The 12,902-nt window shown below is 64.1% G+C and carries 13 protein-coding genes; 5 read left to right on the top strand and 8 right to left on the bottom strand.

Translation table 11 applies throughout. The features are described from left to right. Positions 1-201 precede the first annotated feature (201 nt). Both VME63_RS02735 and VME63_RS02730 read left to right on the top strand, forming a co-directional pair. The gene (locus VME63_RS02735; protein ID WP_325430007.1) at positions 202-639 is read left to right on the top strand and encodes a hypothetical protein; all 438 of its coding nucleotides are present in this window, start codon (positions 202-204) and stop codon (positions 637-639) included. A 111-nt stretch (positions 640-750) separates the two neighbouring features. Beyond that, positions 751-1,230 (top strand): nuclear transport factor 2 family protein, encoded by a 480-nt coding sequence (locus VME63_RS02730; RefSeq protein ID WP_325430005.1) that lies wholly within the window; start codon positions 751-753, stop codon positions 1,228-1,230. Here the strand turns inward: VME63_RS02730 and VME63_RS02725 are convergent. The 4 genes from VME63_RS02725 to VME63_RS02710 form a co-directional block, all read right to left on the bottom strand. Beyond that, the gene (locus tag VME63_RS02725; protein ID WP_325430003.1) at positions 1,210-1,770 is read right to left on the bottom strand and encodes a methylated-DNA--[protein]-cysteine S-methyltransferase; all 561 of its coding nucleotides are present in this window, start codon (positions 1,768-1,770) and stop codon (positions 1,210-1,212) included. The two genes, VME63_RS02730 and VME63_RS02725, sit on opposite strands and share 21 nt — an antisense overlap. Beyond that, complete coding sequence (locus VME63_RS02720; RefSeq protein ID WP_325430001.1) at positions 1,767-3,278, bottom strand: AlkA N-terminal domain-containing protein; 1,512 nt, start codon at positions 3,276-3,278, stop codon at positions 1,767-1,769. The genes VME63_RS02725 and VME63_RS02720 overlap by 4 nt, the downstream gene beginning before the upstream one ends. Positions 3,279-3,517: 239 nt before the next feature. After that, positions 3,518-4,063, bottom strand: a complete 546-nt coding sequence (locus tag VME63_RS02715; RefSeq protein ID WP_325429999.1) for a cytochrome b — start codon at positions 4,061-4,063, stop codon at positions 3,518-3,520. Next, complete coding sequence (locus tag VME63_RS02710) at positions 4,063-5,139, bottom strand: catalase family peroxidase (protein ID WP_325429997.1); 1,077 nt, start codon at positions 5,137-5,139, stop codon at positions 4,063-4,065. Before VME63_RS02710 ends, VME63_RS02715 begins: the two co-directional genes overlap by 1 nt. Positions 5,140-5,352: 213 nt before the next feature. Between VME63_RS02710 and hutU the strand changes: the two genes are divergently transcribed. Beyond that, positions 5,353-7,023 carry a urocanate hydratase gene (gene hutU, locus VME63_RS02705; RefSeq protein ID WP_325429995.1) on the top strand — a complete coding sequence of 557 codons (1,671 nt, stop codon included), beginning with the start codon at positions 5,353-5,355 and terminating at the stop codon, positions 7,021-7,023. A 127-nt stretch (positions 7,024-7,150) separates the two neighbouring features. On the opposite strand, the gene VME63_RS02700 is transcribed toward hutU, so the two are convergent. Next, positions 7,151-8,473, bottom strand: coding sequence for an amidohydrolase family protein (locus tag VME63_RS02700; protein WP_325429993.1), 1,323 nt, complete (start codon positions 8,471-8,473; stop codon positions 7,151-7,153). A gap of 225 nt (positions 8,474-8,698) precedes the next feature. On the opposite strand from VME63_RS02700, the gene VME63_RS02695 reads away from it, so the two are divergent. Next, positions 8,699-9,109, top strand: a complete 411-nt coding sequence (locus VME63_RS02695; protein WP_325430206.1) for a DUF302 domain-containing protein — start codon at positions 8,699-8,701, stop codon at positions 9,107-9,109. 73 nt (positions 9,110-9,182) lie between these two features. Here the strand turns inward: VME63_RS02695 and VME63_RS02690 are convergent, their stop codons facing one another. After that, the gene (locus tag VME63_RS02690; RefSeq protein WP_325429992.1) at positions 9,183-9,746 is read right to left on the bottom strand and encodes a YbhB/YbcL family Raf kinase inhibitor-like protein; all 564 of its coding nucleotides are present in this window, start codon (positions 9,744-9,746) and stop codon (positions 9,183-9,185) included. A 96-nt stretch (positions 9,747-9,842) separates the two neighbouring features. Between VME63_RS02690 and VME63_RS02685 the strand changes: the two genes are divergently transcribed. After that, on the top strand, positions 9,843-10,682 hold the full coding sequence (locus tag VME63_RS02685) for a metal-dependent hydrolase (RefSeq protein ID WP_325429991.1): 840 nt from the start codon (positions 9,843-9,845) through the stop codon (positions 10,680-10,682). A 16-nt stretch (positions 10,683-10,698) separates the two neighbouring features. Here VME63_RS02685 and glpK read toward each other — a convergent pair whose 3' ends face one another. Further along, on the bottom strand, positions 10,699-12,201 hold the full coding sequence (gene glpK / locus VME63_RS02680) for a glycerol kinase GlpK (protein ID WP_325429988.1): 1,503 nt from the start codon (positions 12,199-12,201) through the stop codon (positions 10,699-10,701). A gap of 134 nt (positions 12,202-12,335) precedes the next feature. Continuing rightward, complete coding sequence (locus VME63_RS02675; RefSeq protein ID WP_325429986.1) at positions 12,336-12,899, bottom strand: hypothetical protein; 564 nt, start codon at positions 12,897-12,899, stop codon at positions 12,336-12,338. Positions 12,900-12,902 lie beyond the last annotated feature (3 nt).

The following is a 12,902-nucleotide window of genomic DNA, read 5'->3' as shown; positions in this document are numbered from 1 at the left end:
GGCCTCGTGCATCCGTGGACGAATCCGCCATGTCCTAGGAACACATGGATTTGCACGGATGCAAACAGCGGGTAAGGCATCGGTCCGGGTGTCTTACTCGCTGGGATGCTTTGCGGCGACACCGGCCGGGGCCAGTGGCGGGCTCATATCCGCCGCTGCGCATGGAGCGATGGCTTTGATTAATTGCGCTGCGGAGTTTGCATGAACATCGAACAAGCTCGCGCGAATGCTTTGATCGCGCATGCTTCGCGCGTGTCGTTCGTCGCACCGAATCAATCGCACCCGCACGATGGCGTGGTTGTGCGCGAGTACGCCAATGCCACGCATTACCTCGTTTCCATACTCGGCCGGGACATCGGCCGGGGGCAACGCTCGCTACGGCATGATTTTGGCAAACTGGTGATTCTGGGCAGGGGACGCGCAGCCCCGGTCAGCGAGGGATTTCTGCAGGCGTGGTGGAATCCCGACACGCCGGACGTCGCCGGCCTCAGCGGGCTGGAAAGCTGCACGCTGCATGGCAGCCCGGTAACGCTTTCCAGATGGGTTGCGCACTATACGCGCTATGTGGGTATGAACATGTCGCGCTGGCACGGCCCGCTCGCGCATCTGGATCGCATGAGCCTGCTGTGTCCGGCATGATCGTCTGCATGATCTGCCGGTGAAGTTCGGTTGTCGCCGTATGTCGATGGTGCGAAGCGTCTTGCTGGGCGCATAATGCCCAGCCTCGACCAGCCGAGCATCGGATTCCGCATGTCCGCCAACCTTGAACAGCGCCCGCCGCTGCCGCCTTTTACGCGCGAAACCGCCATCCAGAAAGTGCGGCTTGCCGAAGATGCATGGAACTCGCGCGATCCGGCGCGCGTCGCGCTTGCCTATACCGTGCACAGCCGCTGGCGCAATCGTGCCGAATTCGTTGACGGGCGCGACCGCATCGTCGAGTTTCTTACGCGAAAGTGGCGGCGCGAACTCGACTATCGCCTGATCAAGGAGCTGTGGGCGTTCGAGGGCAACCGTATCGCGGTGCGCTTCGCTTATGAATGGCACGACGATTCGGGCAACTGGTTCCGCTCCTACGGCAACGAAAACTGGCTGTTCGACGAAAACGGTTTGATGGCCGAACGCCACGCCAGCATCAACGACGTGCCGATAGCGGCGGCCGAGCGCAAATACCATTGGCCACAGGGGCGCCGGCCCGACGATCACCCAGGCTTAAGTGACCTGGGCCTTTGACCGGCCGGGACGGGGCGTCGGCGTGTCTTGTCCAAACAGATCGCCACGCGACTGGCGATCTTCCAGCGCAAGCAGGAAGCGCTTGGTCGGCAAGCCGCCGCCGAATCCGGTGAGGCTGCCGTCGCTGCCGATCACGCGGTGGCAGGGCAGTACGATCGGCAACGGATTGCGTCCATTGGCCGCGCCCACCGCGCGCACCGCCAGCGGCTGGCCAATGCGTCGCGCCAGTTCGCCATAGCTGATGGTGGTGCCGTAGGGAATCTCGCCCAGCGTCAGCCATACATTGACCTGGAACGAGGTGCCCAGCGGATGCAACGGCAGATCGAAATGCTGCCGCTCGCCGGCAAAATATTCGTGCAATTGCGTCGCCGCGAACGCCACTTTCGCAGGATCGCGTTGCCATTGCGGATCGGGATCCTTGCGGTGCTTGCCGGTCTCGAACAGCACCTGGCGCAGTCCCTTGGTATCGGCGGCCAGCAGCAGCTTGCCGACGGGCGTGGCGATGTAGTCGTACCAGACGGTTTGTTCCAAGGTATTCATGCGGTCGCTCTCAATCGGGGCGGGTTGGACGGCGCGGCAGGCTCGCTCATGCTGCGCCACAGATGCATCACGGCATAGGCCCGCCACGGGCGCCACGCTTGCGCCAGTTCGGTCAGGGCCTTCGTGCTGAGGATGTCTTCGCCGCGCGCGGCGGCGCGGCGCAGGATCAAGTCGGCGGCTGGAAACGCATCGGGATGGCTGAGCGCGCGCATCGCCATGTAGTGCGCCGTCCATTCGCCGATGCCCGGTAACGCGACCCAGCGCTCGACAAATTCGTCCAGCGACTGCTCGACGCGAAAATCCACCCGGCCATCCAGCACCGCGCGGGCCACGCTACGAATGCTTTCGGCGCGCGCGGTAGTGATGCCAAGCGCGCGAAGATCCGCGTCGGCGAGCATTTGCGGGGATGGAAACAGGCGCTCAAGCCCCGGTGCGACCGGCGCGGGGAGTGCGGGTCCGTAGCGATGCACGATGCGCGAAGCGAGCGTGCGTGCCGCCGCAACGCTGACCTGCTGACCCAGAATGGCGCGCACCGCTACTTCAAAGCCGTCCCAACTACCGGGCAGGCGAAGACCGCGGCGCTTGCGCAACAACGGGCGCAGGTGCGGCGTGGTTTGCAATACGGCACCAATCGCCTGTGGATCGGCGTCCAGATCGAACATGCGCCGGATGCGCGTGACGATGGCCAGCATCTGCGCGGGTTGCGCGCCGTGCAATTGCAGGCAAAGCGCGTGCTCGCCATTGGGCCATGCGCCAAGGCGCAGCCAGCCGGGTGCATCGGCAGAACCGAACACGCGCGAATAACTTTCCTCGTCCACCACTTCGATGCCGGGCAGCGCGCGGCCACGCAAGAAAGCCAGCAGTGAGTCGAAATCGTAGGGCGGCCGATAACTGAGCTTCAAGCTGAGGCCATCGTCGCCGCCCGCGTTCGGATGGCGGCGCAGGTCGCGCGGGGCGATCCGATTGGCCTGGGCGAAAGCCGCATTGAAGCGACGCAGGCTGCCGAAGCCCGAAGCGAGTGCGACGTCGGTCACCGGCATGCGTGTTTCGGTCAGCAGTTGCTTGGCGAACAGCAGGCGGCGCGTGGTGTGCACGTCGATCGGCGGTGCGCCCAGGCGCTCGACGAAGAGGCGGCGCAGTTGCCGCGCACCCACGCCCACGCGCCGCGCAAGTTCGTCTACCGGGTGATCTTGCAGCAAGCCGCCTTCGATCAGCTTCAACGCGCGCGTGACAACGTGATCGCCGCGTTGCCACGCGTCATTGCCAGGCGCAAGTTCGGGCCGGCAGCGCAGGCAGGGACGAAAACCCGCCGCCTCCGCCGCGGCCGCCGCGGCGAAGAAGCGCACGTTTTCACGCTTGGCCGTGGGCGCCGGGCAGACGGGGCGGCAATAAATGCCGGTGCTGCTTACCGCGATAAAGAACAGGCCGTCGAAACGGGCGTCGCGGCTCAGGCGTGCCCGTTCGCAGGTTTTCCGATCGAGCACTGATGTGGGGAGGGCGGTTGGCATGCGTCCAGGCTAGCACCGTTGCCGGCGGCAAACTCGCCGTTTTCGGACATTGATGCCCGGCGCCCGCTACAACAGTCAGAAAGGCACGATGGTATGCGGCGAAGCGTTCGCGTTGGCCTTTCCGCGCTTCATCCGATGTCACATTCGGCCCACCCCCGTTGGAATGTGCCTGATCACGCGATACTTGAGCAGATCCTGCCCGGCGCAACGTTATGCTGCCCCGGGGCAGGATCACATCATCATGACTTTCGCCGATAGCCGGTCATGCTCGACAGCACGCCATCGCGCCGGATCAGTCCGTGATAAAGCGCGGCGCCCAAATGGGCAAGAAATGTCAGCAACAGCAGCATGGCGAGCCAGGCATGTGCGTGCCGCAAGATCGCGAACGCCACGCCGCTGACGGGAAAGATCGGCGGCAAGCGCAGCCCATGGCTGAGCATGACCGGATAGCCGCCTGCCGAGAGCATCGCCCAGCCCACCAGCGGGATCAGCAGCATCAGGATGTAAAGCAGATAGTGCGATGCGTAAGCCGCCAGTTTCTGCACCGCCGGCAGATCGGCCGGCAAGGGCGGTGGCCGATTGCGCAGGCGCACGATCAGGCGCACCACGGCAAGCAACAGGATCGCGATGCCCAGCGGCTTGTGGATGCTTATCAGCCACGCATGCCGCTCCGATACCGAAGCCACCATGCCCACGCCGATAAACAGCATGGACACGATCAACACCGCCATCAGCCAATGCAGCACGCGCGCGGCAAACACAAATTGATCGGGTGAGCGCCTCATCACTTGGCCTCCGGCTGATGGGCCGTTGCGGTGCCCGGCAGATGCGCTTCTTCGCTGGTGCGGCGCAGGTAGGACGTGGCATAAGCGGCCGAGCGCGCGGGCAGCAGCGGATCGTCGGAGATCTCGATGCCATCGGGCAGTACCGTCGGATCGTAATTGATGTCGCGGCACGGACCGCTCGCCTGGGGCTCGGCGCCAGTGATGACCAGCGTGCCCGCATCGATTTCCTGGCGATCGGACGGCCAGACTTTGGTGGCATCGTCGGTGGGATCGCCAGGATTGGCCAGCGTGATGATCAAATGCCAGCGCTGCGGCCCTTGCGCGAGCCGTTGCTGCAGATCGGCTTCCAGATAGTTGGGTTCGGCGCCGCCGGGCGTGGAATGGCCATTGTCGGGCACCATCCGCCAACGCACGGCATGTTTTTCGCCATGCGCATCCACCAGTTCGAAAGCGTTCAAGCTCCAATAGGTTTCGGTGGTATAGCTCGCCGAGGGTTTGGCGGTTTTCACCCAGGCCAGAAACGCGCTCGCTTCCGGATGCGCGGCGAAGAAAGCGCCGAGCTTGGCGGGATTGGGCTTGCCGCTGGCGGGATCGGGTTGCTGCGCTACGGTCAGCTCATAAAACGCTTGCGGCGTGGCGACAGGGAACACGGGCATGGCATTCATGCCGGTGCGCCATTGCTGGCCGTTGGCCTGGTTGAAGCGCAGTGCAAAACTGCGAATGGGCACGCTGCTGTCCGGCGCGTAAGGATTGCCGCCCGGCACGGCAAGCCGTCCCACTACCGGTGTGCGGCCCGGCGCGAATACCTGGGCGACCGAATAGGCTTGCGCCCGCCCGTTGCTGTCGAAGTAACCGGCCACGCACACCCCTTTGGCGTGGTTGCGGCGGTAGCCGGGAAACACGCCTGCATCGGTCTGCAGCTGATTGACCATGCGCTGCGCGGTAAGCCGTCCTGGTGCCAGCCATCCGCCGACATAGCCGAACGCCAGCACCGTGATCAGCAGGATCGCACCGATCAGCAGGAAGCGAAGCACCACGGCACCAGGACTTAGAGGGGATACGGACGGCTCACTCATGGAAACCCTTCCCGACGGATGAGACTTCAACGATCCACATGGCGATCTTCCTCCGGTTTGGGCGTGTTGTCGCGTGCTTCGTACGAGAAGCGCCCGCAGTTACATCGATCCTGGCGGAGCGCGGCGGCCCGCTTTTGCCGCACTGCAGTTGGCGGTGGCCAAACGGGGCGACCATAATGGGGATCTTTCCCCAAAGCCGTCGCAGGTATTCCGATGAACGCTCCCACCCGCATCGACACCTCCCGCACCATCCGCGCCCCGCACGGCACGGAACTGAGCTGCAAGAGCTGGCTCACCGAGGCGCCGTACCGCATGATCCAGAACAACCTGGACCCGGCCGTGGCCGAAAATCCGGCGGAACTGGTGGTCTATGGCGGCATTGGCCGCGCCGCGCGCAACTGGGAGTGCTTCGACGCCATCCTGCGCGCCCTGCGCGAGCTCAACGACGACGAAACCCTGCTGGTGCAGTCCGGCAAGCCGGTGGGCGTGTTTCCCACGCATCCGGACGCACCGCGCGTGCTGATCGCCAACTCCAACCTGGTGCCGGCCTGGGCGAACTGGGAACACTTCAACGAGCTGGATAAGAAGGGCCTGATGATGTACGGCCAGATGACGGCCGGTTCGTGGATCTACATCGGCTCGCAGGGTATTGTGCAGGGCACCTACGAAACCTTCGTGGAGATGGGGCGCCAGCACTATCAGGGCAGCCTCAAGGGCAAATGGATTCTCACCGCGGGCCTGGGCGGCATGGGCGGCGCGCAGCCGCTGGCCGCTTCGCTGGCCGGCGCGTGCAGCCTCAACATCGAATGCCAGCAGAGCCGCATCGATTTCCGCTTGAAGACGCGCTATGTCGACGAACAGGCCAGCGATCTGGACGACGCGCTCGCACGCATCGAAAAATACACCAAGGCCGGCGAAGCCAAATCCATCGCGCTGCTTGGCAATGCCGCCGACGTGCTGCCCGAACTGGTACGCCGCGGCGTAAAACCCCACGCGGTGACCGACCAAACCAGCGCGCACGATCCGGTCAACGGCTACCTGCCGCAGGGCTGGACGGTGGAACAGTGGTTGGAGCGCCGCAAGAGCGATCCGAACGGCACGCGCGATGCCGCCAAGAAGTCGATGAAGAAGCATGTGGAAGCCATGCTCGCCTTCCATGCGCAAGGCATTCCCACCTTCGACTACGGCAACAACATCCGCCAGATGGCGAAGGACGAAGGCTGCGCCAACGCGTTCGATTTCCCCGGTTTCGTGCCGGCCTTCGTGCGTCCGCTGTTCTGCCGTGGGGTGGGCCCGTTCCGCTGGGTGGCGCTGTCCGGCGATCCGCAGGACATCATCAAGACCGACGCCAAAGTGAAGGAGCTGATTCCCGACGATCCGCACCTGCACAACTGGCTCGACATGGCCGGGCAGCGCATCAGCTTCCAGGGCCTGCCGGCGCGTATCTGCTGGGTGGGCTTGGGCCAGCGCCATAAACTGGGGCTGGCATTCAACGAGATGGTGCGCAAGGGTGAACTGAAAGCCCCGGTGGTGATCGGTCGCGATCATCTGGACTCCGGCTCCGTCGCCAGCCCCAACCGCGAGACTGAAGCGATGAAGGACGGCAGCGATGCGGTATCGGATTGGCCGCTGCTCAACGCCATGCTCAATGTCGCCGGCGGTGCGACGTGGGTCAGCCTGCATCACGGTGGCGGCGTGGGCATGGGCTATAGCCAGCACTCGGGCGTAGTGATCGTGTGCGATGGCAGCGAAGCCGCCGACAAGCGCATTGCGCGCGTGTTGTGGAACGATCCGGGCACGGGCGTGATGCGCCATGCCGATGCGGGCTACGAGATCGCCGCGAAGTGCGCGAAAGAGCAGGGGTTGAAGTTGCCGATGGCCTGAGGTTGCATCGGGCTTTCCAGTCGAAAAGCCGCCACGCCCCCGATCGGGGTGTGGCGTTTTCGTATCAGCCGTTCGCACGTGCAAAGGTGCGTCCTTAGGGCCGTTTGCCCATCGTCCGCCGTCTTGTTCAGGGCGATGACTTGTAGATCACGCCGCCCTTCATCACGAACGGAACGTGCTCGATGGCACGGATGTCTGCCGTGGGGTCGCCTTGTACGGCAATGATGTCGGCGTCGAGTCCGGTGCGCAGTTGCCCGAAGTGATCCTGCTGCCGCAGGATTTTTGCATCGACCGCCGTGGCGGCGAGCAGTGCGCGCGTCGGCGACATGCCATCGCGCACCATCCATTCCAGTTCCTTGTAGTTGGTGCCGTGCTTAAATACGCCCACGTCGCTGCCGCAACCGATGGTGACGCCCACTTGCATGGCCAGCTTGAAGGCGTTGGCCGCTGTCTGCATGTCCGCGGTCGGCGGCATGCCGGGTTTCCAGCCTTTGAAGTATTCGGCATAGGCGGCTTCCGCTTCGAGCGTGGGCATGTAGGCGACGTTGTGCTGCTTCATCAGCTCAAATACCTCGCGCGTGCCGCCATAGGCATGTTCGACGGTATCCACGCCGGCAAGGATGGCGCGGCGCATGCCTTCGGGCGTGGTGGAGTGCACCGCCACGGGCAGGCCCAGCGAATGGGCGGTTTCCACGCCCACGTTGAGTTCTTCCTGCGTAAACGTAGGCACCGCACCGCTGCTCTTGCCGCAGTGATAGTCGGCGTAAAGCTTGATCCAGTCCGCACCATGGCCGGCCTGGTCGCGCACGGCATCGATCATCTGTGCCGTGCCGCTGACCGGGATGCCGCCTTGCGGCAGGTCGATATCGGTGCGAAAACCCAGTGGGCCGGGGCCGTAGCAATGCGCCGCGATGGTGGCGCGCGTGGCCACGAACAGATGCGGGCCAGGAATCAGGCCGTCATTGATGGCGTGCTGGACATCGACGTCGGCATAGCCGGCGCCTTCGGTGCCCAGGTCGCGCAAGGCCGTAAAGCCGGCCATCAAGGTGTCGTGCACGTGCTGCACGGCTTCGATGGTGCGATAGGCCAGGGTTTCCTTCAGCACCTGATCGTTCCAGAGCGTTTCGTTGTACGGATGCAGGAAGATGTGCGAGTGCGCATCGATCAGGCCGGGGAGCAAGGTGGTGCCGGGCAGGTCGATGGTCTGGGTGCCGGGTGGGGCGCTGACTTGTGATGCGGGGCCGACGGCGGCGATCTTGTCGCCTTGCACCAGCACCACCCAGCCGGCATGGGCCTGTTCGCTGCGTGCGTCGAACACGCGATCGGCCTTGAGCAGCCAGGGGTGATCGGCGGGCTGGTTGACGGTCGCAGCGCGCGCGCTACCCAACGTGCAGGCCAGCAGCACGGTCGCGCAGGCGGCCAACGTGCGTTTTGCTTGACGCATCGGCATGGCATTCTCCCCTTGGCTGGTTCTCTACATCTTTGTAACGTGTATCAAAGACCGTGCCTGCATGCCAGTGCGAGAGGCGCTTAGGGCAATTGGCGCGCGCGGCTTGGACGAGTGCGCGGGCCGTATCGGCGAGGTGCCGGTGCAGGCCCAGGTGCATGAAGGTTCGGCCCTGGTGGTAAGTTATGAGGGACGCATACATGCCCCTTACGATGGGAGTGCGAAGTGATGGCCTATGATGCGCATTCAAACGATGCGGCCGGCGTGGTTCGTTTGCGCAGTGGCTACCCCTTCGATGACACCGTGCGGCGTTTGCTGGCCGCATTCGCCGAGCGGGGCATCAAGGTTTTCGCAAGCATCGACCAGCAAGCCGAAGCGCTGGCGGTGGGTATTTCGATGCCGCCGACCACGCTGATCCTGTTCGGCAACCCCAAGGCGGGCACGCCCTTGATGCTGGCCAATCCGCAATCGGGCTTGGACCTGCCGCTGAAGGCGCTAGTCACCGAGTCGCCGGCAGGCGAGGTGGATGTGACGATGAATGACGCCGCCTACATCATCCAGCGACACGGCTTGCCGGCGGAGTTGCTGGCCAACCTTGCGCCGGTCGAGCGGCTGGTGGAGAGCGTGCTGCGCCGTTGAACCGACGCAGCAGACGATGTGCGAAGCGTCGCGCTTCATGTCACGATCGACGGCGATGTCCGATCCGCGTGGCTCAGCGACCGTAAATCCCGGTGATCATGCCCTCGGCGAGCACGTGCCCGCGTACAGCCGCGGCCAACTGATCGCGTGTCTGGCCGGCGGGTAGCCTGGGGTCTTCGTCTAGCGCGTACACGTGGAAGATGTAGTGGTGCGGCGATCCCGAAGGTGGACAGGGGCCCTCGTAGCCCAGGTCGCCGAAACTGTTGAGTCCTTCGGCGGCGCCCTCGAAACGTTTATGCGGCGTGGATGCGCCTTCGGCCAGATGATGGGTACCGGCGGGAATGTCGTAGGCGACCCAGTGGGTGAATGGTTCCGGTGCATCGGGGTCTTCCATGATGATGGCCAGGCTCTTGGTGCCTGCCGGCGGCGAGGGCAGCTGCAGGTCGGGCGAGACGTCGGCCCCATCGCAGGTCAGCTTGCTTGGCATGCTGCCGCCGTCCTTGAAGCTGTCGCTGGTTACGCGCAATGGAGCAACGGGTGCGCTGCCGGCCTCCTGCGTGCATGCGGCGCTGAGGCAAAACAGCATGGAAACCAGCAGGCCGGCACCGATGCGATGCAATGGGATGTTCGAAGCCATGGCGGTTTTCCGCATACCCGACCTTGCAAGCTTAGCGCCAATCGCCCGGCGGATGATCCCCTTGAAACACAGCGCGCCGCGGCCTAGTTTTAGGGTATGAGCTATGCGCCCCGCATCGTCCGTCGCGATCTGCATTTTGACATGCAGGCGGATATCCCCCGTTACTGGCTTGATGGCGATGCGCATCAGACGCGCTATTTCGACGCTTTGTCGCTGATGTTTCCCGATGGCGAACGCTTCTTCATCGACAGCGTGCGCGCGTTTCGCCCGGCGATTGCCGAGGATGCGGCGCTGGATGCGGCTGTCGGGGGTTTCATTGGACAGGAAGCCATGCATAGCCGCGAACATCTTGCTTATAACGAGCGGCTGGAAAGCCAGGGCGTTGGCGCGTACGCGCTGATGGGCATCGTGCGCGAGGTGCAGGATCGCCGTGCGCGAACCCTGCCGCCGATCGGACAGTTGGCCGTTACCATCTGCCTGGAGCATTTCACCGCCATGCTGGCCGATCACGTGTTGCGTCATCCCGGTACCTTGCGCAAGGCCGATCCGCGCATGGCGGCGATCTGGCGCTGGCATGCGCTGGAGGAGACCGAGCACAAGGCCGTGGCGTTCGATGTGTATCAGCGTGTGGGCGGTTCGGCCTTCGTGCGCTGGCGCCGCCGTTGTCGTGCGATGCTGTGGATCACGGGACTGTTCACCTATCGCACATGGCAGTTCATGTGGCGCCTGTCCAAGGCCGACGGCACGCGCAACGATCTGGGCGGCTGGCTGCGCCTGCTGTGTTTCCTGTTTGTATCGCCTGCGCCGATCATGCGCATCGGCGCGCAGTGGTTGAGATGGTTCGTGCCGGGTTTCCATCCGTGGAAGCACGACAACCGGTCCCTGATGGAAGCGGCGCGCCATGACTATGACGCACCGGCGAACGCTCAGACCTGAGCGGGGCTTTGGCGATTCAGCGGCCGTCGCCGAAACGCAGCACCGCGTCGATGGCGCGCTTCCAGCCCGCGTAAAGCGCATCCCGGCGGGCTGCATCCATGCATGGTTCGAATTGGCGTTGCACGCGCCACTGCCGGGCGATCTGCTCGCGGCTTTCCCAGAATCCCACCGCCAGGCCGGCCAGGTACGCGGCACCGAGCGCAGTGGTTTCGCTCACCATTGGGCGAGCCAGGGACACGTCGAGGATGTCGGCCTGGAATTGGGCGAGAAAGTCGTTGGCGATGGCGCCGCCGTCGGCGCGCAGGGCCTTGAGCGTAAGGCCTGCATCGGCCTGCATCGCGTCGAGCACATCGCGTGTCTGATAGGCCAGCGCTTCCAGCACCGCGCGAATGAAATGTTCCTTGCGCGTGCCGCGCGTAAGACCGAACATCGCCCCGCGCACGTCGCTGCGCCAGTAGGGCGCGCCGAGCCCGACGAACGCGGGCACGCAATACACGCCGTCGGTGGACTCCACGCGTTGCGCATAGCTTTGCGAATCGGACGAATCGTCCAGCATGCGCAGTCCGTCGCGCAACCATTGCAGCGCGGAGCCGGCCACGAAGATGCTGCCTTCCAGCGCATATTCGACTTTCCCGCCGACGTCCCAGGCCAGCGTAGTAAGCAGGCCATGCTCCGAACGCACGGCCTGCGTGCCGGTATTCATCAGCAGAAAGCAGCCGGTGCCATAGGTGTTCTTGGCCATGCCCGCCTCGAAGCAGGCCTGGCCGAACAGCGCGGCCTGCTGGTCGCCTGCGACACCCGCGATCGGAATGCGCTGCCCGAAGAATTGCATGGCATCGGTATAGGCGTAGACCTCGCTGCTGGAACGCACGTTCGGCAGCATGGCGGCGGGAATGTCCAGCATGTGCAGCAGGTCCGGACACCATTGGCGTTTATGAATGTCGTACAGCAACGTGCGCGAGGCATTGCTGACATCGGTAACGTGGGTCCTGCCTTCCGAAAGGTTCCAGATCAGCCAGCTGTCGATGGTGCCAAACAGCAGCTCGCCGCGCGCGGCACGCGCGTGCGCGCCGTCCACGCGATCGAGTATCCACTTGACCTTGGTGCCCGAAAAATACGCATCGATCAGCAAGCCGGTGCGTTCGCGCACCAGCGGTTCATAGCCGTCCGCCTTGAGCCGCTCACAGAGGCCCGTGGTCTGACGCGACTGCCACACGATCGCATGGTGAATGGCCTGTCCCGTGGACCGGTCCCACACTACCGTGGTTTCGCGTTGGTTGGTCATGCCGATGCCGGCAATCTGCGCAGCGCTGATTTGGGTTTTGGTCAGCACCTCCACGACGGTGCTGCGCACGCTGGCGAGGATTTCGCGCGGATCGTGTTCCACCCATCCCGGTTGCGGGAAATACTGGTTGAATTCGCGCTGGGCAATGCCGGCGACGGCTCCGTCCCGATCGAACAACATCGCGCGCGAGCTGGTCGTACCCTGGTCGATAGCTAGGATGTAGGTGCGATCCATCTTGGTTCCCGCGTGGCCGCTGCACGATGCGGCCGGATGAGGCGCATGGTGCCAAGAGCGACCAGGCGAGGGAAGACTGATCGCTTGTTCACTGTATACAGCGGCCGCAGTGACGCTTTGCGAGCGGGCGTGATTCAGCTGTTCGAATCAGCCAGGCGCACGGTAATGAAGGTGTTGTGAAAATAGCGGGCGCGCAGGGTGCCGTCGTTGAGTGTCGTCCCTTCGGCGGCCATGGGTTGCGTATCCAGGTATGGCGTGGGCGCGGCATAACTGGCGAAGCGGTTGATGAAGGTGAAGCTCCAGGTGCCGCTCGCTCCGGCAATCGGTACGCTGAACTGGTTGTCGGCCTGCTGTACCCAGAACGATACGCGTCCGTTTTCGGGAATGACAAAGCTCTGCGTGGCTACCGCCGAGGTGCCCGCGTAGTACGGATACAGCGGAATCGTCTTGACCAGATGCATGCGCGGGCAGTCGGCATCGCACATCGCCACTTGCAGGACCATCACCGGCCGCGCATTGAAGGTGTGCACCTTGATCACGTCGCCCTTCTTCAACACCGAGGCGCTCTGGAACGCCACGGGCTGGCCGTACTGGTTGTTCGCCAGCACGTCAAAGGCGGAAGCAGTGGCGGCGTGGGCAATGGGAGCCCAGCAAAGGCCGGCGAGTACGGCGGCGGGGGCAATGCGTGAGTTGAGCATGAC

Origin of the sequence: Dyella sp., assembly GCF_035503745.1 — a bacterium.
In the GTDB taxonomy this organism is placed as follows: domain Bacteria; phylum Pseudomonadota; class Gammaproteobacteria; order Xanthomonadales; family Rhodanobacteraceae; genus Dyella_B.
The sequence above is the reverse complement of the archived record's forward strand: the minus strand, read 5'-3'. Positions and strand labels throughout refer to the sequence as shown.

Excerpts from the sequence above, each read along its gene's own strand:
- VME63_RS02725 (WP_325430003.1), bottom strand. The coding sequence starts at position 1,770 with ATGAATACCTTGGAACAAACCGTCTGGTACGACTACATCGCCACGCCC.
- VME63_RS02695 (WP_325430206.1), top strand. The coding sequence starts at position 8,699 with ATGGCCTATGATGCGCATTCAAACGATGCGGCCGGCGTGGTTCGTTTG.
- VME63_RS02675 (WP_325429986.1), bottom strand. The coding sequence starts at position 12,899 with ATGCTCAACTCACGCATTGCCCCCGCCGCCGTACTCGCCGGCCTTTGC.
- VME63_RS02710 (WP_325429997.1), bottom strand. The coding sequence starts at position 5,139 with ATGAGTGAGCCGTCCGTATCCCCTCTAAGTCCTGGTGCCGTGGTGCTT.
- VME63_RS02700 (WP_325429993.1), bottom strand. The coding sequence starts at position 8,473 with ATGCCGATGCGTCAAGCAAAACGCACGTTGGCCGCCTGCGCGACCGTG.
- VME63_RS02730 (WP_325430005.1), top strand. The coding sequence starts at position 751 with ATGTCCGCCAACCTTGAACAGCGCCCGCCGCTGCCGCCTTTTACGCGC.
- hutU (WP_325429995.1), top strand. The coding sequence starts at position 5,353 with ATGAACGCTCCCACCCGCATCGACACCTCCCGCACCATCCGCGCCCCG.
- VME63_RS02720 (WP_325430001.1), bottom strand. The coding sequence starts at position 3,278 with ATGCCAACCGCCCTCCCCACATCAGTGCTCGATCGGAAAACCTGCGAA.
- VME63_RS02715 (WP_325429999.1), bottom strand. The coding sequence starts at position 4,063 with ATGAGGCGCTCACCCGATCAATTTGTGTTTGCCGCGCGCGTGCTGCAT.
- VME63_RS02735 (WP_325430007.1), top strand. The coding sequence starts at position 202 with ATGAACATCGAACAAGCTCGCGCGAATGCTTTGATCGCGCATGCTTCG.
- glpK (WP_325429988.1), bottom strand. The coding sequence starts at position 12,201 with ATGGATCGCACCTACATCCTAGCTATCGACCAGGGTACGACCAGCTCG.
- VME63_RS02690 (WP_325429992.1), bottom strand. The coding sequence starts at position 9,746 with ATGGCTTCGAACATCCCATTGCATCGCATCGGTGCCGGCCTGCTGGTT.
- VME63_RS02685 (WP_325429991.1), top strand. The coding sequence starts at position 9,843 with ATGAGCTATGCGCCCCGCATCGTCCGTCGCGATCTGCATTTTGACATG.